15 protein-coding genes are annotated in these 22,353 nt (G+C 71.2%); 7 read left to right on the forward strand and 8 right to left on the reverse strand.

Annotated elements, in window-relative coordinates; all coding sequences use genetic code 11:
* Window positions 1–74 precede the first annotated feature (74 nt).
* Window positions 75–653, forward strand: coding sequence for a TetR/AcrR family transcriptional regulator (locus tag LLS1_RS15500; protein WP_226656937.1), 579 nt, complete (start codon window positions 75–77; stop codon window positions 651–653).
* Between the two features lie 184 nt (window positions 654–837).
* Window positions 838–4,377 (forward strand): SdrD B-like domain-containing protein, encoded by a 3,540-nt coding sequence (locus tag LLS1_RS15505; protein ID WP_226656939.1) that lies wholly within the window; start codon window positions 838–840, stop codon window positions 4,375–4,377.
* A gap of 557 nt (window positions 4,378–4,934) precedes the next feature.
* On the opposite strand, the gene LLS1_RS15510 is transcribed toward LLS1_RS15505, so the two are convergent.
* Entirely contained in the window at window positions 4,935–5,606 is a 672-nt protein-coding gene (locus tag LLS1_RS15510; protein WP_226656941.1) for a TetR/AcrR family transcriptional regulator, read from the reverse strand.
* Window positions 5,607–5,741: 135 nt separating this feature from the next.
* On the opposite strand from LLS1_RS15510, the gene LLS1_RS15515 reads away from it, so the two are divergent.
* On the forward strand, window positions 5,742–7,424 hold the full coding sequence (locus tag LLS1_RS15515) for an MDR family MFS transporter (RefSeq protein ID WP_226657203.1): 1,683 nt from the start codon (window positions 5,742–5,744) through the stop codon (window positions 7,422–7,424).
* A 23-nt stretch (window positions 7,425–7,447) separates the two neighbouring features.
* Complete coding sequence (locus LLS1_RS15520) at window positions 7,448–7,945, forward strand: MarR family winged helix-turn-helix transcriptional regulator (protein WP_226656943.1); 498 nt, start codon at window positions 7,448–7,450, stop codon at window positions 7,943–7,945.
* 33 nt (window positions 7,946–7,978) lie between these two features.
* On the opposite strand, the gene LLS1_RS15525 is transcribed toward LLS1_RS15520, so the two are convergent.
* Both LLS1_RS15525 and LLS1_RS15530 read right to left on the reverse strand, forming a co-directional pair.
* Window positions 7,979–9,112, reverse strand: a complete 1,134-nt coding sequence (locus LLS1_RS15525; protein WP_226656945.1) for a hypothetical protein — start codon at window positions 9,110–9,112, stop codon at window positions 7,979–7,981.
* Window positions 9,113–9,132: 20 nt separating this feature from the next.
* A complete protein-coding gene (locus LLS1_RS15530) occupies window positions 9,133–10,242 on the reverse strand; it encodes an ABC transporter permease (protein ID WP_226656947.1) in 1,110 nt (369 codons plus the stop codon).
* Between the two features lie 55 nt (window positions 10,243–10,297).
* Between LLS1_RS15530 and LLS1_RS15535 the strand changes: the two genes are divergently transcribed.
* Complete coding sequence (locus tag LLS1_RS15535) at window positions 10,298–11,053, forward strand: hypothetical protein (RefSeq protein ID WP_223359158.1); 756 nt, start codon at window positions 10,298–10,300, stop codon at window positions 11,051–11,053.
* An 81-nt stretch (window positions 11,054–11,134) separates the two neighbouring features.
* Here the strand turns inward: LLS1_RS15535 and LLS1_RS15540 are convergent, their stop codons facing one another.
* Window positions 11,135–12,145 (reverse strand): PHP domain-containing protein, encoded by a 1,011-nt coding sequence (locus LLS1_RS15540; RefSeq protein WP_226657205.1) that lies wholly within the window; start codon window positions 12,143–12,145, stop codon window positions 11,135–11,137.
* Window positions 12,146–12,197: 52 nt separating this feature from the next.
* Here LLS1_RS15540 and LLS1_RS15545 point away from each other — a divergent pair, with 52 nt between their 5' ends.
* A complete protein-coding gene (locus tag LLS1_RS15545; RefSeq protein ID WP_226656949.1) occupies window positions 12,198–12,755 on the forward strand; it encodes a dihydrofolate reductase family protein in 558 nt (185 codons plus the stop codon).
* Between the two features lie 115 nt (window positions 12,756–12,870).
* On the forward strand, window positions 12,871–14,859 hold the full coding sequence (gene acs / locus LLS1_RS15550) for an acetate--CoA ligase (RefSeq protein WP_226656951.1): 1,989 nt from the start codon (window positions 12,871–12,873) through the stop codon (window positions 14,857–14,859).
* 250 nt (window positions 14,860–15,109) lie between these two features.
* Here the strand turns inward: acs and LLS1_RS15555 are convergent, their stop codons facing one another.
* The 4 genes from LLS1_RS15555 to treY form a co-directional block, all read right to left on the reverse strand.
* Entirely contained in the window at window positions 15,110–15,961 is an 852-nt protein-coding gene (locus LLS1_RS15555; RefSeq protein ID WP_226656953.1) for a serine/threonine-protein kinase, read from the reverse strand.
* Entirely contained in the window at window positions 15,958–18,036 is a 2,079-nt protein-coding gene (gene glgX / locus LLS1_RS15560; protein ID WP_226656955.1) for a glycogen debranching protein GlgX, read from the reverse strand. Before glgX ends, LLS1_RS15555 begins: the two co-directional genes overlap by 4 nt.
* Before the next feature lie 268 nt (window positions 18,037–18,304).
* Window positions 18,305–19,996: a malto-oligosyltrehalose trehalohydrolase gene (gene treZ, locus LLS1_RS15565; protein WP_226656957.1), complete on the reverse strand. Its 1,692-nt coding sequence runs from the start codon at window positions 19,994–19,996 to the stop codon at window positions 18,305–18,307.
* Complete coding sequence (treY, locus tag LLS1_RS15570; RefSeq protein ID WP_374758281.1) at window positions 19,993–22,335, reverse strand: malto-oligosyltrehalose synthase; 2,343 nt, start codon at window positions 22,333–22,335, stop codon at window positions 19,993–19,995. The genes treZ and treY overlap by 4 nt, the downstream gene beginning before the upstream one ends.
* Between the last annotated feature and the right edge of the window lie 18 nt (window positions 22,336–22,353).

The raw sequence follows: 22,353 nt of genomic DNA on the forward strand, positions 1-22,353 counted from the left end.
CCGTGGCGTCCACGCGCCGACCTGGTCGATGATACGCACCGTCTCGTATCGAAAGATGAACGTAGGATGTGAGGATGTCGGGTCGCAGCGGACGTTCTCGCAGCGAGGAGGCGCGCGTCGCCATCCTCGAGGCCACCGCGCGGCTCTTCGCGGCCCGCGGCTACGACCACCTCACCATCGAGGGAGTGGCCGCCGAGGCGGGAGTGGGCAAGCAGACCATCTACCGCTGGTGGGGCTCCAAGAGCGAGCTGGTCGTCGACTGCCTGGTCGAGGGGGTACTCATCCCCGAGCCGCTCATCCCGCCGGACACGGGCGACCTCCGGGCCGATCTCGAGTCGTGGCTGGGCGACGTGTTCGGCGTGCTGCTGCGCACCGAGGGGGAGAACCTCATCCGCTCGTTCGCGGCGGCCGCAGCGGAGAACGCCGAGGTCACGCGTCGCATCCGCGACAAGCTCGGTGCGGGTTCGGCGCTCTCTGCACGCTTGGAATCGGCGGTGGCGGCGGGCCAGCTCGCTCCCACCGTCCCGATGTCCGAGTTCGGGGAGGTTCTCGTCGGGGCGATCATCCTGCGCGCCCTCGCCCGGGTCGAGACGGACGACGCGTCGGCCAAGCGCCTGATCGCGGTCGTGCTCGACGGCCCCGCGCTGCGCTGACGGTGGTGCGCCGCGGCGGTACCGAGTAGGTAATCCATGTCTACCGTCCATCGAACGCTGGACCCGGAATTCCTCGCCGAAGGCACTGAGCTTCGATACGGCATGTAGGCCTGATGCATGAACTCCGGATAGCGTGCGGAGAGCCCGATCCGGGCGTCAGTGATGCGGTGAGTGGAGTTTCGATATGCGCGCACGTGCGCACCTTCTCGGTCGGTCGCGATGGTGGCGGGCGCTCGCGTTCGTCATGGTCGTCTTCGTCGGATCCGTCGGCCTTTCGGGGGCCTCGGCCGCCGCCGAGTCGGAGACGGAGCGCGTCGCGGGAGCCGGAGGCATCTCGTCCATCGAGATCAGCGTGCTCTACGACGGCCAGTCCTTCGGATCGCTCGATGACGGTCCATCCAACGGGCTGGTCGCGACGAACGATGTCGTGGCATTCTCCTGGACGGTGACGGCCACCGATCTCGCCGAAGGTGTCCTCGAGCAGACCCTCCCCGAAGGGTGGTCGTGGGACCGCGACAGCCTCGTCCCTGTGAACAGCTCCACGGAGCTCCTCCGCGCGACCGGCGCCATCAGCCCGGACGGAAGGACACTCACCGTCGTCGTGGACACGCTCCTCCCCGGCAATCCGGCCCGCTTCGAGCTCGGCGCCCTGCGAGCGGTCCCCTCCTCTGCCGTGCCGAGCGGATCCGTCTACACCGCGCAGCTCGCGGCCCAGAACGCCGGTGCGGGACTCACCGCGCAGGCGCGGCCCGTCACCGTGGTGAGCGAACCTCGGGCGGAACTGTGGAAGTCGTATGTCGCGACCGCAGCGACGTCGCGGCCGCACGATTTCGGCGATGGCGCGGGGCCCGTCGACTCCCGCTACATCGACTATCGCCTCAGCATCAAGGATCCGGAAGGAGCGTTCGCGATCGGGTCCTCCCTCGCCGTGCTCCCGCAGCCACTGGCGATGCGCGACACCTTCCGCGTCACGGGCGTCAGCGCCGCGACTGAATTCGACGCGGAGGTGACCGGCACCTCCGTCGACTCGGGATCCGCCTCCATCGACCAGGACGGCCGCGCGTTCACCGTCACACTCGACGGCTTCGGCGCGGTGTCGTCGGCCTGGGTCGAGGTGCGCCTGTGGGTGCGGTATGCGGATCTGCCGGCCAACGGGGGCGCCGTGACCGTGACGAACACCATCGCGCCTGAGGATACCTGGACGACGGCCGAGGGTGCGCCGATCGTGCTCGACACGACGAACACCACCGTGGCGCGGACCATCTCCCGTCCGGCGGAGACATCACCGGGTTCTGCCACCAAGGGGATCTACCTCTTCACGGATCAGGACGCCGCCGGCGCGGTCACCGGAGACCCGGCCCAGCTCTCCTCGGCCTTCACGGCGCTGACGAGCGGAACCGCGCTCGACCGCGAGGTCGCTCCCGGCTCGCTCGTCGCCGCCAGACTGCGGGTGAGGGCGGACACGGTGAACGAACTGTCGACCGGCCTCTCGAATCTCGTGGCGTACGACTTCTGGAACCCGGCAGAGCAACAGATCGTCGACGGCCAGCGCATCTTCGTCGGGCAGAACCTGGCCACGACGGGCATCTCCTCCAACCGGTATGTCGTGAAGTACACCGCGGGCGATGACGCCGCGGACCCGGAGTCGAACACCTGGTTCGACTCGATCGAGGCCGCCGGAGGAGTGCGCAACGTGTCCGGCATCCGCGTCGCCTACACCGCCGGGGTGTGGAAGCAGGGCGCCGATCCGCTGTACGCATGGTTCACGGTCGGCGTTCCGTTCCGCCTCGTGGGGCCGGTCGGAACCGTCGTCGCCGACACCTCGGTCTATCGGTTCGACGAGAAGCCCGAGGGCAGGACCGCCTCATCGGAGATCGTCGTCGGCAGCTATCGGCTCTCGACCGCGATCGTCTCGTCGGCGGGTTCGATCATGTCCGGCAGCCCGCTCGACTACTCCGTCACGCCGGTGGCGACCGCTCCGCCCGGAGCGGAGTACACCGCGACGCTGCAGGGTTTCGGCATGGACGTGACCCTGCCCGCGGGCCTTCGATCGGTGGAGGTCGGCGCCGTACCCGACGGCTGGACCGTCACCGTAGGCGGAGACGCCGAGACCGGCGCCACCCTGCACTACGCGTATGCGGGGGAGTGGGACACCTCCCGAGAGCTGCCGACCTTCACCTACAGCGTCGCCACGGACATGCTCGCGCCGCAGACGGGAGCGCTCGTCACCACCGCCGTCGTCCACGCCACCGGGAACACCCAGGCGAACGACACCCGCACGGCCGTCAACACCGTCTCGGTCCAGCAGCTCGCAGCGGTGAGCGAACAGAAGCTCGTGGTCGGCGACAGCACCGTGCAGCCGGGTGATACCGCTCGGTGGGAGGCACGCTGGTACAACACCACCAGCTCGAGCGCGGGAGCAGCGTCGTTCATCGATGTGCTGCCTTACGACGGCGACGCGCGCGGCAGCAGGTTCAGCGGCTCTCTCGTCGTGACCGCCGCGGAGCTCTCGGGCGCCGGCTCGGCCCCGATGCGTCTGCTGTACACGACCTCTGATCCATCCGTGATTCTCTCGGACGCGGATGCAGCCCAGTGGCTGGATGCGGATGGCATCGATCTCGCCGATGTCGCGGGAGTCACCGCCCTTCGCGTCGAGATCGACGATTTCGGTACGACCGGAGCGGGATTCATCGCGCTCCGCGTCGCGGCGCGCGTCGATGGAGCGAGGAATGGCGATCGTTTCGCGAACACGGTCGACACGTGGCTCCAGAAGGGAGGGCATCTCGGTGAGTCGAACCGTGCCGTCGTCGACGTGGTCGCGGGCTCGATCGACGGCACGGTCTGGGTGCAGGCGAACGATCCGCAACTCCTCAGGGACACGCGTCCCGTCGCCGGAGCGTCGGTGCGGCTGCTCGCCGAGTCGGGCGATCTCGTCGCCGTCGCCGTGACGGACGGTGACGGCGGGTATAAATTCGACGGCCTCCGCGCGGGTGGATATCGCACCGTCGTCGACGTGGATTCGCTGGGCGCGGCGCCGGACGAACACATCGTCAACGTGTACGACAGGGATGGAGACACCGATAGCGACTCCGGGTCGATCGTGCTCGACGTGGGCGACGCGGTGCACGATGTCGACTTCGGCTACCGTTTCGACTCCGTCGCGATCGGGCTGGTCAAGGAGGGCGCGATCCACGACGATCCAAAGCTGGGCGATCTCGTGCAGTGGACTTTCACGATCAGCAACACCGGGGCGTCGGATCTCGCCGCAGTCGACCTGACGGAGCACCTCGACGGAGTCCAGGATCTGTCGATCCAGTGGGGCGCGTACCCTGCTGGCGAGCTGCCCGCCGGTGCTACGGTGACCGCCACTGCGTCATCGTCTCTCTCGGCTGAGGATCTCGTGGCACGCGCGGTCACCAACACGGCCACCGTGGATGCGCTGGGCCCCGGCGGCCTCGTCGTCTCCGCCGACGCCGAGGCGACCGTCACCTGGGCGGTCACCGACCCCGAGGTCATTCCGGGCGGTGACGGGTCGACGGGGCCCGGAGGCACGGGAGCGCCGACCAGCCCGGAACCACCGCACACGGGGTCGACTTCGGGTGGCCTGGCGGCGACGGGAAGCCGCTTCGGCGTGAGTGCGCTCGCACTGGCCGTCAGCGCTCTCGGCGCCCTGATGGTCGGCGGCATCCTCGCCCGGCCGGCAGGTCGACGGCGGCGGGCGTGACGCTCCGCGCGGGTGGCGGCGTACGCTGGCGGCCATGACCCGCTACGCGATCGACGCCGTGGTCGCCCTTCAGCTCGTGGAAGCGGGAGCCCGGGCCCCCGGCGGCGGGGGACAACCTGGTCGGGCCGGCCGTGTTGCGCTCCGACGCCCTTCGGCTGTTCTACGCCGAGGTGGGCTCCGGCGCGCGGAGCGAGCGGGAGGGTCGCGCCCGTCTCGAGGGCGTCGCCTCCCTTCGCGTCCGGCTGCCGGGCGACCGCGTCTCGCGGGCGACGACGTGGCGGCTCACCGCCGAATGTGACTGGAGGGACCCGGACCGGCCGAGTATCTGGCGGTCGCGGTGCTGCAGGCGGACGCGCTTGTCACGCTGGACGCGCGGCTGGCGGCGGCCGCCGAGGGACGCATCCCGGTAGCGCCTCTCAGCGCCGTCCTGACGCGGCCCGAATAGATCCGGAGCGGAAGCGCGACACGCCGCGCGAGACGCCGTTCGCACGGTGGATGGGCGCCGGCACGGGGAGATCTCCGGAATTGATCGGCGGCGGTGGGGCACGGGTGTGGGATTACAGCAGGGTGGTCAGCGACCGGACCACGGTGACGGCGCGCGCCGCCACCTCCTCCGCGCTGCTGGTCGCCCCGGCGTCGGCCCACTCGCGCACCGCGATCCGCACCGCGCCGATGCAGGCGACGACCAGCAGTTCGGCACGGGAGTCGAGGCTCACGACATCGGCGGGGGCGTCGTCCCGCTCGTCGTCCGCGCAGGTGCGCGCCATGAGCCCGGCGACCGCCCCGACCAGCCCGTCGCGCAGGTCGCCGAGGCGCCGCATCCTGCCCTGCACGATGCCCGGATTGCGGGAGGCGAGGATCATGCGCGACTCGTGGAGCGCGGGGTCGCTGGTCTCGGCGGGGAGGCCGTGGAACAGCGTGTCCACCACGGCAGCGACGAGGTCGCCGTCGTACGCCTCGGCGAGCCGGGAGACGACGAGCTCGGGGTCGCCCCACGCGCGGCGGATGCCGAAGAGGGCGTCCTCCTTGCTGTCGAAGTAGTTGAAGAAGGTGCGGTGCGACACGGGCACGCGTGCGCAGATGTCGTCGACGGTGACCTCGTCGGGGCTGCGGTCCAGAGCGAGCTCGACGGCGGCCCGTTCGAGTTCGGCGCGGGTCTGGGCCTTCTTGCGCTCGCGGAGTCCGGCGGCCGGCGGCGCTGCCGGAGGAAGTTTCAGAAAATCATGCATGGATGGAAATTTTGCAGGAATGCAGTTTGTTAGTTGATTTAGGTCACCTAAGTATATATGGTTGCTCTCAGTCAACCAATTGTGTGAAGGAAACACATGTCAACAGCACTCTCCAGGGACGGATCACCGGTCGCCATGTCGCACCGACAGGTGCTCGAGTCCCTGTCCGGGCTCCTGCTCGGAATGTTCGTCTCGATCCTCGCGGGCACGGTCGTGTCGACCTCGATGCCGCGGATCATCTCCGAGCTCGGCGGCGACCAGACGGCCTACACGTGGGTCGTCACGAGCACCCTGCTCGCGACCACCGTCTCCACGCCCATCTGGGGCAAGCTGGCCGATCTCTTCAACCGCAAGCTGCTCATCCAGCTGGCGCTGGTGGTCTTCGTGCTCGGCTCGGCCCTCGCCGGGTTCTCGCAGGACACGAGCATGCTGATCGGCTTCCGCGTCGTCCAAGGGCTCGGCGCCGGTGGACTCACCGCGCTCAGCCAGATCATCCTGGCCGACATCATCAGCCCGCGTGAGCGTGGCCGCTACATGGGCCTCTTCGGCGGCGTCATGGCGGTCGGCACGGTCGGCGGCCCGCTGATCGGCGGCCTGCTCACCGACTCGATCGGCTGGCGCTGGAACTTCTTCGTGGGCGTCCCGGTCGCGATCGTGGCGATCATCCTGCTGCAGGTCACGCTGCGACTCCCGAAGCGCCCCGTGCGCACCGTGCGCATCGACTACCTCGGCGCGATCTTCCTCGCCGCCGGCATCTCGCTCCTCCTCATCTGGGTCTCGCTGGCCGGCAACGACTTCGAGTGGTGGAGCCCGGAGACCTTCTGGATGGTCGGCGGATCGATCGCGCTGCTCGTCGCGGCCGTCATCACCGAACTGGTCGTGAAGGAGCCGATCATCCCGCTGGCGATGTTCACGAATCGCACCTTCACCCTCGCGGTGATCGCGTCGATCTCGGTCGGCGTCGCGATGTTCGGCACCTCGGTGTTCCTCGGCCAGTACATGCAGGTCGCCCGCGGGGCCACACCGACCCAGTCGGGTCTGCTGACGCTGCCGATGATCCTGGGCCTGTTGCTGTCATCGACCATCGTCGGCAACCTGATCAGCCGGTTCGGCAAATGGAAGAGCTTCATGGTCGTCGGGTCGATCCTGCTGACCGTCGGGCTCTATCTGATGAGCACCATCGAATACGACACCGACTATGTGCTCGTCTCCCTCTACATGCTCATCCTCGGTGCGGGCGTCGGCATGGTCATGCAGAACCTCGTCCTGATCGTGCAGAACACGGTCCGGCCCGAGCAGCTGGGAGCGGCGAGCTCCAACGTCGCCTTCTTCCGCAGCCTCGGCGGCACCATCGGTGTCTCGGTGATGGGCAGCATCCTCGGCACCACGGTCGCCGACGGGATGGCCGCGCACGGCACGCAGTTGCAGGGCATCCTCGCCACGCTGGGCGCGCAGGGCCGGGAGATCGCGCAGCTGCTGCAGAGCGGCACGCTCCCCGAGGTCAACACCCTGCCGCCCGCCGTCCGCGCGATCGTCGAGTCGGTCTACGGTCAGGGCGTGGCGGACGTCTTCCTGGTCGCCGTCCCGCTCGCGATCGTGACCGTCGTCGCCATCGCCTTCCTGCCGAACGTGAAACTCGGCACCAAGACGGCGGTCGAGCTGATGGAGGAGAAGACCCCCGAGACGGCCGTCGAAGCAGCCGAGGAGAACCTCGTGGAGGTCGCCGAGGCGATGATCGCCGCACCCGTCACCGGCTCGGTGGGAGCGGTGCGGGGCGCCCCGTCGGACGGCGAGCGGAACGCTCAGGAAGACCGCTGACCGGACCCGTTATGATCGCGGCCATGGACAACACGGACCGGGCGGCTGCGCACGACGCCGCCGCCCGCCCCGCCGCCACCGGAGGAGATGTCGACCAGGCGATCGCCGCGGTCGAGGAGCAGTTCACCATCCTCTTCAGTCAGGTGAGCGCCGGGATGCGCGATCGCGCTGCGAAGGTCCACCCCGACCTGCAGCCGGTCGGGTTCCGTCTCCTCAGCACCCTGGTCCGCACGGGTCCGCTGCACGCGGGAGCGCTCGCCGGGATGCTCGCGACAGACAAGAGCGTGGTCAGCCGCCAGGTGCGCATCCTCGAAGACCTCGGACTGATCGAACGCGAGGTCGACCCCTCCGACCGCCGCGCCAGCTTCCTCGTCGCGACGCCTCCGGCGATCGAGAAAGTCAACGAGGCCCGCGCCGCCGACCAGGCCAAGCTCTACCTCGGCCTGCGGCAGTGGGGTGCAGAGGATGTCGGGCGGCTCGCCGACCTGCTGGCGCGGCTCAACGAGACGACCAGGCACTAGGCGCAGGCGCTCCACGTCGCCGCGCCCCTGCGCTCACGTGTTGTCGAGCACCCAACCGAGCACGTGGGGGAACGCGAGCATCGCCGCCACCGCGGCGGCGATGGCCACCGCGACCCAGACCCCGGAGCGCCGCCGGAGCCGTCGCCCGGCCGCTGCGACCTGCGTGCGCGGCTCGCGGGCCCGCGGGTCCGTGTACGTGGACGCCTGGTGGCCGAGCTCCGTGCCGATCAGCTCGGCGAACCGCAGGAGCGCCGGGATCTCGGTGCGGTCCGAGCAGCGGCGGGAGCGGGTGGAGGCGACGAAGACCCGATCATCCACCACCTCCACGTCCCACCGGCGACCGTGGTCGAGGAGGCAGACCAGCACGTCCGGCGTGAGCAGCTGGAGCGCGTCGCGCTCGTAACCGGCCGGGACGTAGACGGCGAAGTGACGGTCGACGTCCCCCTCCAGCGAGAGGCGCTGCGTTCCCGGCAGGACGGCCCGGAGGCGCCCGTTGCGCAGCGAGTCGATCATCAGGTGCGGCAGCGGGCGCGGCATCCGGGTCGCCAGATACCGGAACGCGCCCCGCGGCCCTTTCGGGTCGTTCTTGCCGCCCGTGTAGGTGGCCACCGCGAGCTGGAGGCCCGGGTCGCCGAACGTCCCGCCGTCCGTCAGGGCGAACTCGGCGCGGAACCGGGAGGTGACCGTGGGCTGCAGCCGGCCCGTCCGCGTCCCACCGCGTCTCGCGGATGGTGTGGCGACCGGGCCCTCGGCGAACAGGATGCCTGTCGGGGGCGGTGCGGCGCCGAGGCGTTGGAATGCGAGGCCGTGACGGTCCCCGAAGCGCCGGATCGCGATCGCCCGCCGTGTGTCGGCGGGGAGCGACAACAACGCCACTGCGAAGATCCACAGCAGGAGGGCGGTGAACAGCAGGGCGACGACGAGCAGGCCGCGCAGCCCGTCGATCCAGCCCGGCAGCGTCACGGCGAGGGGGATCTCGACGGTCAGGCTCGTCCAGGCGACGGTGGCGAGGATCGCGAGCGGAAGCAGCAGCGCGCCGCGGGCAGCGGAACGGAACGCCTCCGGGTCCTGATCCCGCACCTCGGTCCATCGGATCCGGGCCGGGAAGTCGGCGCGGAGCTGCGCGAGCCGGCCGTCGACAGTGCCCGTGTCCGCCCAGTGCTCCACGGGTTCACGATAGCGCGGGCTCAGCCGGCGGGAGCCTCCGCAGCGACCTCGTCCGTCGCACGTCCGCGCCGTCGGGCGATGCTCCTCCAGGTGTGCAGGATGTCGCCGGGAGCGCCCGGGCCGTACCGGAACAGCCGCACGGCGACGAAGAGCCCGACCGACGCGACCAGCCACACCGCCAGCACGATGTACGGCTCGAGATGGAGGTCGTCGGGGAAGTAGGTGAGGTCGCGCACCGCCCGCACGGTCGCGCCCGTCGGCAGCCAGCGGCCCATGAACTGGTAGAACGGCGGCAGCAGCTCGGGCGCGACCGCGCCGCCGGACGACGGGTTGCTGATGAGCACGAACACGATCCAGGTCGGCAGCATCGCCCACCGTCCGCCGATCAGGACGCGCCAGAAACTGTACGTCGCTCCCGCGATCAGCATCGTCAGCGCGAGCACACCCCAGACGGCGAAGAACGGGATGGGCAGCACGCCCAGCAGCGGACCGACCGTGAACGAGATGGCGAAGCCGCCCAGCACCGACCGCACCACATCCCAGAACAGCTCGCCCGCCAGGGTCAGCCGCGCGGCGTTGACACGGGTCTGGATCGCGCCGACGAAGCCGATGACGACGGCCGCGAGGGCGACGTAGAAGAGCACGAGCCCGTTGGGGTCCTTCTCGGCGAGGGGATGCGCGTCGACCACGGTGACGGGCTGGCCGATCGACTGCTCCAGGCGCGGCGCATCCCCCTCCAGCAGGCGGGCGACCGAGGCTCCGGAGGCGCTGGAGACGTAGAGCCGCACCGAGCCGTTCAGCTGTTCGACCAGGGCACCATAGACGACCTGCTCACGAATGGCCGCCTCGGCGTCGGTCTCGGTCGCGTACGGGCGGACGACGAAGGTGGTTCCGGTGCGCGCCTCCAGCTCGGTCGCCAGCTCGCCGGGTGAGTGTGTCGTCGAGACGAGACCGATCGGGACGTCGTGCGGCTGCGGGTCACCCATCGCCCACGCGTAGGTGCCGGCGAACAGTCCGGCGATCACCGTCACGATCAGGGTGACGACGAGCGCGGGCAGGTGCGGACCCTCCCGGAACCGCGTCGCCGTGGGCGTCTCACCGGGTTCCGCCGTGGTGTCGCTCGAAGTCATGGTGCACCCCTCTCCCGGTTCCATTCCAGCACGGCTTTGGTACTCTCGGTCGGGTATGCAGCCCGCGTCCGCAACCCCCCGCGCTCACGGCCGCCGCTCGGCGGGCCGTGCTGCCGACGCGCCCGCGCCCGCACTGCGGCCGGTGCGCCGGATGCCGCTGCACCACCGGCTGGGTGTCACACTCGCGCTCGTCGCCCTGGTGGCCGGGTTCTCGATCGTCCCTACCGATGCGGCCCTCGCGGCCACCGTGCTGGCCGCGCCGGTATCGACGGTCGCGCCGGGCCAGACGCCCGTGGACGGCGGCACAGCCGGTCCCGAGCAGCACCTCGCCGTCGACGCGACGATCGCCGCGCCGGTCATCGACCGCGACAGCCTGAGCGCCACCGACGGCCTCCAGACCCTCGCGCGCGTCGGCACCAACGAGGCCTGGGCGAAGCTGGTCCTGCTGTTCGGCGGCTGGCCGCAGACGGACGCCAACGTGACCGTCATGCTGCGCTGGATGCGCCAGGAGAACGGCCCGCCCGACTGGTGGAACCGGAACAATCCCCTCAACAACGGCTATGGCTCGGGAGGCGGCGCCGGCCTGGGCAGCTATCCCGACCTGGTGAGCGCCGCCGAGTACTGCGCCAAGAACCTCCAGCGCGGCTACCCCGGCATCGTCGCGGGCCTCCAGGCCGGCACGAGTGCGGACGCGACCGCCGCCGCGATCTGGGCGTCCCCGTGGGCGACCAGCCACTACGCCAACGGCGCCCACTGGAGCACCCGGCCGGTGGAGATCGTGCAGGCGCCGGCGTCGGCATGGGGGTTGTAGACCCCCTCCGTGCCCTCCCGAAGTTCAGGTCGTTGCGGTCATTTCGGAGGTGAAAGGGCAACGACGTGAACTTCGCGCACGCTATCCCTTCGCCAGCCACTCCCGCAGCCGGTCCAGCGGCCATGTGGTGACGATCCGCTCCGCCGGGACGCCGTTCGCGGCCGCCCGCGCCGCGCCGTAGGAGAGGAAGTCCAGCTGCCCCGGCGCGTGCGCATCGGTGTCGATCGAGAAGACGCAGCCGGCATCGAGGGCGAGGCGGATGAGGTCGTCCGGCGGGTCCTGACGTTCGGGGCGGGAGTTGATCTCGACCGCGACGTCGTTCTGCGCGCACGCCGCGAAGACCGCCTCCGCGTCGAACTCCGAGGGCGGTCGGGTGCCGCGCGAACCCTGGACCAGCCGGCCCGTGCAGTGGCCGAGCACGTTCGTGCGAGGGTCCCGGACGCCGCCGAGCATCCGCGCGGTCATCGTGCGACGGTCGGAGCGGAGCTTGGAGTGCACGCTCGCGACCACCACGTCCAGTCGGTCGAGCAGCGCCGGCTCCTGGTCGAGCGTGCCGTCCTCGAGGATGTCGACCTCGATCCCGGTGAGGAGGGTGACGGGTCCGGTGTCGAGACCGGCGATCGCCTCCAGCTGCTCGGCCAGTCGCTCGGGGCTGAGGCCGTTCGCGACGGTGAGGTTGGGCGAGTGATCGGTGATCGCCTGGTACTCGCGGCCGAGGGTCGCGGCGGCGGCGGCCATGACCGCGATGGGCGTCGTGCCGTCGGACCAGTCGGTGTGGGCGTGCAGATCGCCGCGCAGCTGCGCGAGGAGGTCGGCGCCGCCGGGGTCGAGCGGCTCGGAGTTCTTCGCGCGCAGATCGGCGAGGTAGTCCGGCACCGCGCCGACGACCGCCTGCGAGATCACCTGGAAGGTGCGGTCCCCGATCCCCTTCGTGCGCGTGAGTCGGCCGTCGGCGACCCGGTCGGCCAGCTCGTCGCGCGTCAGCGGGGCGATGATCGCCGCCGCCGTGCGGAAGGCCTTCACCTTGAACGTCGGCGCGAGCTCCCGCTCGAGCCAGAAGGCGATCTCGTCCAGCGCGTCGACGGCATCCATGCGCTCATGCTCCCACCCCGCGGTGTCGGACGTCACCGGTAGCGTGCGGCGCATGGGAAAGATCGTCTTCGACACGGCCACGACCCTCAACGGCTGGATCGCCGACGAGCAGAACTCGCTGGCCTGGCTGTTCGCGGTCCCGGGAGGCGACGAACCGGCGGAGGGCCTGCTCCCCGCGGAGGCGTCGGTCATGGTCGAAGGGTCGACGACGTACGAGTGGGTGCTCGCCGAGAGCGACATCCTCGCCCATCCCGAGCGGTGGCAGGAGTTCCACGGCGAGCGGCCGACCTTCGTGTTCACCCACCGCGCGCTGCCGGTTCCGGAGGGCGCCGACATCCGCTTCGTCTCCGGTGCGGTGGCGGATGCCCTGCCCGCGATCCGTGAGGCGGCGGGCGACGGCGACATCTGGGTGGTCGGCGGCGGCGAACTCGCCGGGCAGTTCCTCGACATCGGCGCTCTGGATGAGCTGGCGATCTCGATCGCGCCCGTCGCACTGACGGGAGGCGCCCCACTGCTGCCGCGCCGCGTGGAGTCCGACCGGCTGACGCTGGAGTCGGCGGAGGCCGTGGGGCAGTTCGCGCGGCTGCGGTACCGGGTGCGGAGCTCATAAGGCGCTCGTCACGGATTATGAGCTCCGGGTCGAGCTCATAATCCCGCCTCACTCCCGATTACGCCCCGTTTCGCCTCCGCCGACCCGTGCCCCGCCCCTCCGCTACCGTCGAATCGTGACCGCCCCCATCGAGAACCTCGGCCGTGAGAGTCGGCTCTACGAGCCGTCTCCGGAGTTCGCCGGGCAGGCGAACGTCGACGCGAGCGTCTTTCTCGACGCGGCGGATCCGGTGGCGTTCTGGGAGCGGCAGGCCGCGCGGCTGGACTGGGCGGAGCCGTGGCGCACGGCGCACACCTGGGAGCCCGCGACCCGGGGCGCGGACGGCGAGCTGAGCATCCCGCGCGCCGAGTGGTTCGCCGGCGGCCGGCTCAACGCCGCGGTGAACTGCGTCGACCGGCACGTGGAGGCGGGCAACGGCGATCGGGTCGCCCTGCATTTCGAGGGCGAGCCCGGCGACACCGAGACGATCACGTACGTCGAGCTGCAGCGCCGCGTGGCGCAGGCGGCGAACGCGCTCACCGCGCTCGGGATCGGGAAGGGCGACCGGGTGGTCGTCTACCTGCCGGTGATCCCGGAGACCGTGGTCATCACCCTCGCCATCGCGCGCGTGGGCGCCATCCACTCGCTCGTGTTCGGCGGGTTCTCGGCGGAGGCGCTGCGGTTCCGGGTGGAGGACACGGGCGCGAAGCTGCTGGTCACCTCGGACGGGCAGTTCCGCCGCGGGGCCGCGGTGCCGGTGAAGGCGAACGCCGACGCCGCCGTCGCGGGGGAGAACGCGATCGAGCACGTGCTCGTCGTGCGGCGAACCGGCGACCTGACGCCCGGCATCCCCTGGACCGACGGCCGCGACCTGTGGTGGCACGACGTGGTCGAGACCGCCGCAGACGTGCACGAGCCCGAGTTCTTCGACGCGGAGACACCCCTCTTCATCATCTACACGTCGGGCACGACCGGGCGGCCGAAGGGCGTCGTCCACTCCACGGGTGGCTACCTGACCCAGGCGTCCTGGAGCCACTGGGCGCTGTTCGACGCGAAGGAGTCGGACGTCTATTGGTGCACCGCCGACCTCGCCTGGGTCACGGCGCACACCTATGTGCTCTACGGCCCGCTCTCCAACGGCACGACCTCCGTCATCTACGAGGGCACGCCGAACACGCCGACCACAGCCCGCCACTTCGAGATCATCGAGCGCTACGGAGTCACCACCTACTACACGGCGCCCACCCTCATCCGCACCTTCATGACCTGGTTCCCGGACGGGCTCGGCGACCGCTGGGACCTCTCCAGCATCCGCCTGCTCGGAACCGTCGGCGAGGCGATCAACCCGGAGGCGTGGGTCTGGTTCCGCGAGCAGATCGGCGGCGGCCACGCGCCCATCGTCGACACGTGGTGGCAGTCGGAGTCGGGCGCGGCGATCGTCGCGCCGCTCCCGGGTGTCACGGCGCTCAAGCCCGGCTCGGCGACGGTCGCAGTGCCCGGCGTGACCGTGCGCGTCGTCGACGAGCGCGGCGACGACGTGCCGCGCGGCTCCGGGGGCTCGATCGTGATCGACGGCACCTGGCCCGCGATGTCGCGCACCGTCTGGGGAGACCCCGAACGGTACCGCGACTCGTACTGGGCGCCGTTCGCGGACCGCGGCTACTTCCTCGCCGGGGACGGGGCGGCCGTGGACGCGGACGGTTACGTGTGGCTGCTCGGCCGCCTCGATGACGTCATCAACGTGTCCGGGCACCGCCTGTCGACCATCGAGATCGAGTCGGCGCTCGTCGCGCATCCCGGAGTGTCGGAGGCCGCGGTCGTCGGCGTCGACGACGGCACGACCGGTCAGGCAGTCGCCGCGTTCGTGGTGCCGTCCGGTTCCGCGCCCGGCGACGGCGAGCTGCGTGACCAGGTGACGCGCGAGATCGGGGCGATCGCGAAGCCGCGGCACATCGTCATCGTCGACGACCTCCCCAAGACCCGCTCGGGGAAGATCATGCGCCGCCTGCTCGTCGACATCTTCGACGGGCGCCCGCTCGGCGACACGACCTCCCTCCAAGACGAGACGGTGCCCGCCCGCATCGTCGCCGCCGTGCGCCCCGCCGCTCTGCGTACGCAGCAGTAATTCCGGAGATCTCCGCTCCAACGCCCCGAATCACCGTCCGGACGGCGAGTTGAGCGGCGCGTCGCGGTGGAGTTCCGGAGTTCCGGATCCGGAGGCGCGGTGCCGGTCGGTGTCTCGCCGCTTGTGTGGGCGCAATTCCGGAGATCGTCCGCGCCAACGCCCCGAATCACCGTTCGGACGGCGAGTTGAGCGGCGCGTCGCGGTGGAGTTCCGGAGTTCCGGACCCCCGCGCTCCCCGACCCGGCGTCCCTCACACGCGGGAGCGGGAGGCTGCGATCACCGCCTCGCGCAGGGCGGGGGTCAGCTGCTCGGCGGTCGGACGAGCGGCGGGGTCACGGGCGGTCATGGCGCGCAGCAGCTCCGGCCAGCCGTCCGGGAGGCCGTCCGGGATCGGCGGGTCGTGCTCCAGGCGGCCGAGGGCGGAGGAGACCGGGTCGCCCGGGAAGGCCACGTTGCGCGTGAAGCACTCGAGCAGCACCAGCCCCAACGAGTAGATGTCGCTCGCCGGGGTCGCGGGCTCGCGCGACGCCTGCTCGGGGCTGAGGTAGGCGGCGGTGCCGGTGGTGCGGCCCTCCTCCTCGTGGGCGGGAGCCCCGGCGATGCCGCTCGCGATGCCGAAGTCGGTGAGGCGGGCACGGGCGCGGAACGTGGTGGTGCCGTAGGTGACGAGCATGACGTTCGACGGCTTGATGTCCCGGTGGACGACGCCGTTGGCATGCACGTACTCCAGGGCCTCCGAGATGTCGTAGCCGATCTCGGCGATCTCCTCCACGGTCAGCTCCCGCTTCGCCAGGGTGGAGGCGAGGTCACTGCCCGAGACGAGCTCCATCACCAGGAACGGGCGCGGGTCCTCGGGCGCCGAATAGTCGATGCCCGCGTCGATCAGGGACACGATGCCGTGGTGCGACAGCCGGGCCAGTGCGGACTGCTCGGTGCGGTACTGCGTCATCTCCTCCTCGCCGCCGGAGCGGTAGAGCTTGATCGCGACCTCCCGGCCGAGGATCTCGTCGGTCGCGCGGAAGACACTCGCCTCCCCGCCGCGGCCGATCACCGTCTGCGGGCGGTAGCGGCCGAGCAGGGCCGGGATCTCGGGGGCGCTCATGCGTGTTCCTCGGGGTGGCCCGCGGTGTCGCCGGTCGTGCGTCGTGAGCGCAGGAGGGCGAAGGAGCTCTCGCCGACGATCACGTTCGCCACGTCGGGGGCGACGACGAGCTCGGGGTCGCTGGAGAGCTCCAGTTCCCACGCGCCGCCCGCGGCCTCCGGAAGAGTGAAGTCGACACCGTTGCCGGCCGCGTTGAGCATCAGCAGGAAGGTGTCCGCCCCTTCGTGGCGCAGCTCGAACGCGATCGATCGCGCCTCCGGGTCCGCCCAGTCGTCGTCGGCGAACGGCCGGCCGTCGGCGCGGAGGATGCAGACGACGTCCGGTCCGCCGACCTCCGGCGCGTGCCGGTACCACTCGGGCCGCAGGGCCGGTTCTGTGCGGCGCAGGTGGATGAGCTTCGACGTGAAGGCGTGCAGGTCCCAGTCGGCGTTCGCCCAGTCGAACCACGAGATCTCGTTGTCCTGGCAGTAGGCGTTGTTGTTGCCCTGCTGCGTGCGGCCGATCTCGTCACCGCCGAGGATCATCGGGACGCCCGCGGAGAGCAGCACTGTGGCGAGGAAGTTCTTGCGCTGCCGCACGCGGAACGCGTTCACGCCCTCGTCGTCCGTCGGACCCTCCACACCGTAGTTGCTGGAGCGGTTGTCGGATTCCCCGTCGCGGTTGTCCTCGCCGTTGGCCTCGTTGTGCTTCTCGTTGTAGCTGGTGAGGTCGGCGAGCGTGAAGCCGTCGTGCGCGGTGACGAAATTGACGCTCGAGAGCGGCGCGCGGCGCGACTCCTCGTAGATGTCGGGGCTGCCCAGCACGCGCTGCGAGAGCGTGGCGAGAACGCCGGGTTCGCCGCGCCAGTAGTCGCGCACGTCGTCGCGGAACTTGCCGTTCCACTCAGACCAGTCGGCCGGGAACCCGCCCAGCTGGTAGCCGGCGACGTCCCACGGCTCCGCGATCAGCTTCACCTCGGCGAGCGTCGGGTCCTGCTGGATCAGGGTGAGGAATGCGCTGTGCAGGCTCGCGTCGCCGCCCTGCCGCGTGAGCGTCGTCGCGAGGTCGAAGCGGAACCCGTCGATGTGCATGTCCTCGACCCAGTAGCGGAGGGAGTCCATGATCAGCTGCAGGGCGGCCGGGTGGCTCACGTTGACGCTGTTGCCGGTGCCGGTCGTGTCGAAGTAGTGGGCGGCGTCCCCCTCGACCAGCCGGTAGTAGGACGGGTTGTCGATGCCCTTGAAGCTGTAGGTCGGCCCGAGGTCGTTGCCCTCCGCGGTGTGGTTGTAGACCACGTCGAGGATCACCTCGATGCCGGCCGCGTGGAGGGCCTTCACCATGCCCTTGAACTCGTCGACCTGGTGGCCGGTGTCGCCGGTGGCCGCGTACTCGTTGTGCGGGGCGAAGAAGCCGATGGAGTTGTAGCCCCAGTAGTTGCGCAAGCCCTTCTCGAGCAGGTGCGCATCCTGGACGAACTGGTGGACGGGCAGCAGCTCGACCGCGGTGACCCCGAGGTTCTTGAGGTACTCGACGGCGGCGGGATGCGCCAGGCCCGCGTAGGTGCCGCGGAACTCCTCGGGCACCCACTCCATCAGCTTCGTGAAGCCCTTCACGTGCAGCTCGTAGATGACCGTCTCGCTCAGCGGTGTGTGCGGCCGCTGGTGGTCGCCCCAGTCGAACTCGCGCTGGTCGACGGCGACCCCGAGCGCCACGTGCCGGGCGCCGTTGGTGTCGCTGCGCCGCTTGGGGCGTCCGAGCTGGTGACCGAACACGGCCTGCGTGTTGTCCCACGACCCGGTGACCGCGCGGGCGCGCGGCGGCAGCAGCACCTTGGCGGGGGAGAACCGGAGGCCGTTCGCCGGATCCCACGGGCCGTTGACCCGGAGTCCGTAGCGCGTCCCCGCGACGAGGCCGGGCACGAATCCGTGGAAGACGTGGCCGGTGCGCTCGGGCAGCGTCGTCCGGGTCTCGCGTCCCCGCGCGTCGAACAGGGACACGATCACCGAGTCGGCGTTCTCGCTGTAGACGGCGACATTCGCGCCGCCCTCCTCGAGCGTGATGCCGAGCGGGTAGGGGCGGGAGCGGTCGCCGCTCACGCGGTGGCCCCTGCGGAGTGCGTCGTCGCTCGGGCTACGGCTGGTGCGGATGGTGCTGCTGGTGCGTCGTCGCGGGGGTGGGACGGGCTGGGCTCGATCACGGCGCCTCCGATTCATGGAACCGCCACAGTACCGGCGCTCGGCCCCGCATCGCCAGCGGTTGACAGGGCGCTGCGCGGCCGTTAGCGCACGGCGTGCGTCGGCGAAGTTCACGTCGTTGTCGTCATTCCGCCGGAATGAGCGCAACGACGTGAACCTCGCGAGGGCGTTAGTCGCCCAGCCGGGTGACGCGCACCGCGTCCGTGAACGTGGCGACCACCCCGCCGGGCACCGCGCCGTGCGCCGCCATCCCGCTCCCGCTCAGCGCCGCCTCCACGCGGAGGCCGCCGCGGGTGAACGCGAACACCCCGTCGAGCACGCCCACGTCGGTCGCGCGCGCCGTCGCCGGAACGTCCCGGCGCAGCGCGGTCAGCGTGCGGTACCACTCCAGGAGGCGCGCGTTCTCGGGTCGCGCGGGCTCCGACCAGTCCAGCTTCGAGCGGAGGAAGGTCTGCGGGTCCTGCGGGTCGGGAACGGCGGCCGGGTCCCAGCCCATGCGGGCGAACTCGGCGATGCGGCCGCGGGCGGTGGCCTCGCCGAGCTCCTTCTCGGGGTGGGAGGTGAAGAACTGCCACGGGGTGGTGGCGCCCCACTCCTCGCCCATGAAGAGCATCGGCGTGAACGGGCCGAGGAGGGTGAGGGCGGCGGCGACGGCGAGCGACCCGGGCGAGAGCGTCGCCGTGAGACGGTCCCCGGCGGCACGGTTGCCGATCTGATCGTGATCCTGGCTGAAGGCGACGAGGCGCGTGAACGGGAGGTCGGCGTCGAGCGGGCGGCCGTGGTGGCGCTCGCGGAAGCTGGACCAGCTGCCGTCGTGGAAGAAGCCGCGTTCGAACACCTTCACCAGCGCGGCCGGGTCGCCGAAATCGGCGTAGTAGCCCGTGACCTCCCCGGTCAGGTTGGCGTGGAGGGCGTGATGCACATCGTCGTCCCACTGGGCGTCGAGGCCGTAGCCGTGGCGCGCACGGGAGCGGATCAGCTTCGGGTCGTTGAGGTCGCTCTCGGCGATGAGGGTCGCGGGGCGGCCGGTCTGCTCGGAGACCGCGGCGGCCTCCCGCGCCATCGCCTCCAGGATGTGCTCGGCGCGGGAGTCGTGCAGCGCGTGCACCGCGTCGAGCCGCAGCCCGTCGACGTGCATGTCGTCCAGCCAGTAGCGCACGTTGTCGAGGATGTAGCGGCGCACCTCGTCCGAGTCGGGCCCGTCGAGGTTGAGGGAGGCGCCCCACGTGCTCTGCGCGTCGCCGAGATACGGGCCGAACACGGGCAGGTAGTTGCCGCTCGGCCCGAGGTGGTTGTAGACGACGTCCTGGATGACGGCGACCCCGCGTGCGTGGCAGGCGTCGACGAACCGCTGGTACGCCTCCGGACCGCCGTACGGCTCGTGGACCGCGTACCAGAGCACGCCGTCGTACCCCCAGTTGTGCGTCCCGTTGAACGCGTTGACGGGCAGCAGCTCCACGGCCTCCACGCCGAGCCCGACGAGATGGTCGAGGCGCCCGGCCGCCGCGTCGAGCGTCCCCTCGGGGGTGAACGTCCCCAGGTGGAGCTCGTAGACGACGGCGCCGGTGAGGTCGCGCCCGCGCCATGCCGTGTCCGCCCAGTCGTGCAGCGACGGGTCGAACTCGCGGCCGGGCGCGTGCACGCCGGCGGGCTGGCGGCGGGAACGCGGGTCGGGATGCGGTTCGCCGCCGTCCACCGCGAACGCGTAATCGAGCGGGTCGGGGGAGGCGTCGAGCGGCTCAGGGAGGCTCCACCATCCGCGCTCGCCGCGGGTCAGCGCCAGGGGCGCCCGGCCGGTGACCACGAGGTCGACGGCGTCGGCGTGCGGCGCCCAGACGGGGAACGTGCGGTCGAGGCTCATCGGTCCTCCTCGGTCTCGGATGCGCGGGCGGTTCCGACCGGCACCAGCAGGGCCACCGGATACTGCGCGAACACGTCGGCGAGGCGTGCGTGCCCCTCGTGCTCGCGGCCGCTGAGCGCGTCGCGCAGCATGCCGCCGCTGCCGCCGAGGTCGACGGTCGTGTCACCCCAGCCTCCCGCCGCCGCGAGACCGTAGGGCAGGCGCGTCGCGAGGGTGACCGCTCCGCCGCGGTCGAAGGCGACGAGATGCCCGGCGGCGGGGCCGTCGGCGGTGAGCCCGCGATACGAGACGAAGAGGTCCGGCCGGTCGCGGCGCAGCCGCAGCGCGCGGGAGACGACCAGCACCTTGGCGGCCCCGGAGGAGTCGATCGGCGGCAGCCAGCCTTCGTCGACGTGGGCGAGGAGAGCCTCTGCCGCATCGAACTCGACGGGCCGGCGGTTGTCGGGATCGACCAGAGAACGGTCCCAGCGCTCCGTGCCCTGGTACACGTCCGGGACGCCCGGGACGGTGAGCTGGATCAGCTTGGCGGCGAGCCCGTTGCTCGCGCCGGGCCCCTCGACGATCGCGGCGATCGCCTCCACCTCGCTGCGGACGCGGTCGTCGTCGAAGGCGGCGTCGACCAGGGCGGCCATCCGTTCCTCGAACGCACTGTCGGGGTCGGTCCAGGAGGTGGAGTCGCCGGCTTCCCGCGCCGCCTTGAGCGCGTACGCCTGCAGGCGCTCGCGGGAGGCGGGCCACGCGCCGATGATGGACTGCCAGAGCAGGTCCTCGAGGGGGCCGTCGCCGAGCACCACGCTCTCGCGCACCGCGCCGAGGAACGCCGCCCAGCGCTCAGGCAGCTCGGCCAGCACGGCGACGCGCGCGCGTGTGTCCTCGCTGCGCTTCGTGTCGTGTGTGGTCAGTGCCGTCAGGGAGTGGGGCAGGGAGGCGAGCCGGGCCCCCTGCCGCCGGTGGAATGCGTCGACCGGCACGGCGAACACATCCGGCTCGCCGCCCACCTCGGTCAGCGAGACCAGGCGCGGGTACCGGTAGAAGGCGTTGTCCTCGACGCCCTTCGCCATGATCGCGCCGGTCGTCTGCTCGAAGCGGCGGGTGGGGGAGGAGGCGCCGGGCGCGCTCACCGACGCGGCGACCGTCGTGAGCGCGTCGGCCAGGTCGGGCCGGGAGGCGGTGGCCGCATCGAGCGCCTCACGGAGGTGTTCGGCGCCGAACGGGAGGTAGCTGCGGTAGACGGGGAAGGCGGCGGCGAGCTCGGCCACCGCGTCGGCGAGGCGTCCGGCATCGACGCTCTCGCCCGCCTCCGTCCCGGCGGTCAGCTCGCGCACGACACGCAGCACCTCCGACCGCAGGATGCCGTCGGCGACGGCCCGCTTGCGCTCCCGCACGAGCGCCGTCCACTCGGGGGCGTCCGCCAGCGCGGTCAGCTCACGCTCTCCGGCGGGGTCGGTGAGCACGCGGTCGACGAGGCCGAGGGCGTCGTATCCGGTCGTCCCGTCGATGGGCCAATCGGGTGTGCGCTCGTCGCCCTCCAGGATCTTCTCGACCCACACCGGGGCCCCGTCGGCGAGCCGGGCGAGGCGTTCGAGGTACTCGCCGGGTTCGCGCAGGCCGTCGGGGTGATCGACCCGCAGTCCGTCGACGAGACCCTCCCGCAGCCAGCGGCCGATCTCGGCGTGCGTCGCGTCGAACACCCGCTCGTCCTCGACGCGCAGGCCCGCGAGCGTGTTGACGGCGAAGAAGCGGCGGTAGTTCAGCTCGTCGTCGGCCCGTCGCCACGACATCAGCTCGTAGTGCTGGCGGTCGTGCACCTCGCGGGCGCTGCCGCCCGCCGTGCCGGGGGCGATCGGGAAGCGGTGGTCGTAGTAGCGCAGCTCGCCGTCCTCGACGCGCAGCGCGTCCAGCTCGGCCGGGTCGTCGCCGAGGATCGGGAGGCGGAGCCGGCCGCCGCCGAACGCCCAGTCGATGTCGAAGAACGGCGCGTGCTCGGCCTCCGCACCGTGGGTGAGCACGTCCCACCACCACGCGTTGTCCTGCGGGGTCGCGACGCCCATGTGGTTCGGGACGATGTCCACCAGCACCCGCAGCCCGCGTTCGTGCGCCGCCGCCGAGAAGTCGCGCAGCGCCTCCGGCCCGCCGCGCTCGGCGTCGACGCGGCTGTGGTCGATCACGTCGTACCCGTGCATCGACCCGTGCTCGGCCTGCAGCAGCGGGGAGAGGTACACCCAGTCCGCACCGAGACGGTGCACGTGGTCGAGCACCTGGGCGGCGTCGCGCAGGGTGAAGGCGGGCGAGATCTGGAGGCGGTAGGTGCTGGAGGGGGGCGGCGTGCTCACAGGCATTCATTCTGTCCGTCGCGG

The sequence above is a fragment of the Leifsonia sp. LS1 genome, assembly GCF_020521355.1.
Classification (GTDB): domain Bacteria; phylum Actinomycetota; class Actinomycetes; order Actinomycetales; family Microbacteriaceae; genus Leifsonia.

Bases quoted from the DNA above. Each gene is read 5' to 3' on its own strand.
- LLS1_RS15555 (WP_226656953.1), bottom strand. From the start codon at position 15,961: ATGAGCGCCCCCGAGATCCCGGCCCTGCTCGGCCGCTACCGCCCGCAG.
- LLS1_RS15510 (WP_226656941.1), bottom strand. From the start codon at position 5,606: ATGCATGATTTTCTGAAACTTCCTCCGGCAGCGCCGCCGGCCGCCGGA.
- LLS1_RS15515 (WP_226657203.1), top strand. From the start codon at position 5,742: ATGTCGCACCGACAGGTGCTCGAGTCCCTGTCCGGGCTCCTGCTCGGA.
- LLS1_RS15535 (WP_223359158.1), top strand. From the start codon at position 10,298: ATGCAGCCCGCGTCCGCAACCCCCCGCGCTCACGGCCGCCGCTCGGCG.
- LLS1_RS15500 (WP_226656937.1), top strand. From the start codon at position 75: ATGTCGGGTCGCAGCGGACGTTCTCGCAGCGAGGAGGCGCGCGTCGCC.
- treY (WP_374758281.1), bottom strand. From the start codon at position 22,335: ATGCCTGTGAGCACGCCGCCCCCCTCCAGCACCTACCGCCTCCAGATC.
- LLS1_RS15505 (WP_226656939.1), top strand. From the start codon at position 838: ATGCGCGCACGTGCGCACCTTCTCGGTCGGTCGCGATGGTGGCGGGCG.
- LLS1_RS15520 (WP_226656943.1), top strand. From the start codon at position 7,448: ATGGACAACACGGACCGGGCGGCTGCGCACGACGCCGCCGCCCGCCCC.
- treZ (WP_226656957.1), bottom strand. From the start codon at position 19,996: ATGAGCCTCGACCGCACGTTCCCCGTCTGGGCGCCGCACGCCGACGCC.
- LLS1_RS15540 (WP_226657205.1), bottom strand. From the start codon at position 12,145: ATGGATGCCGTCGACGCGCTGGACGAGATCGCCTTCTGGCTCGAGCGG.
- LLS1_RS15545 (WP_226656949.1), top strand. From the start codon at position 12,198: ATGGGAAAGATCGTCTTCGACACGGCCACGACCCTCAACGGCTGGATC.
- LLS1_RS15530 (WP_226656947.1), bottom strand. From the start codon at position 10,242: ATGACTTCGAGCGACACCACGGCGGAACCCGGTGAGACGCCCACGGCG.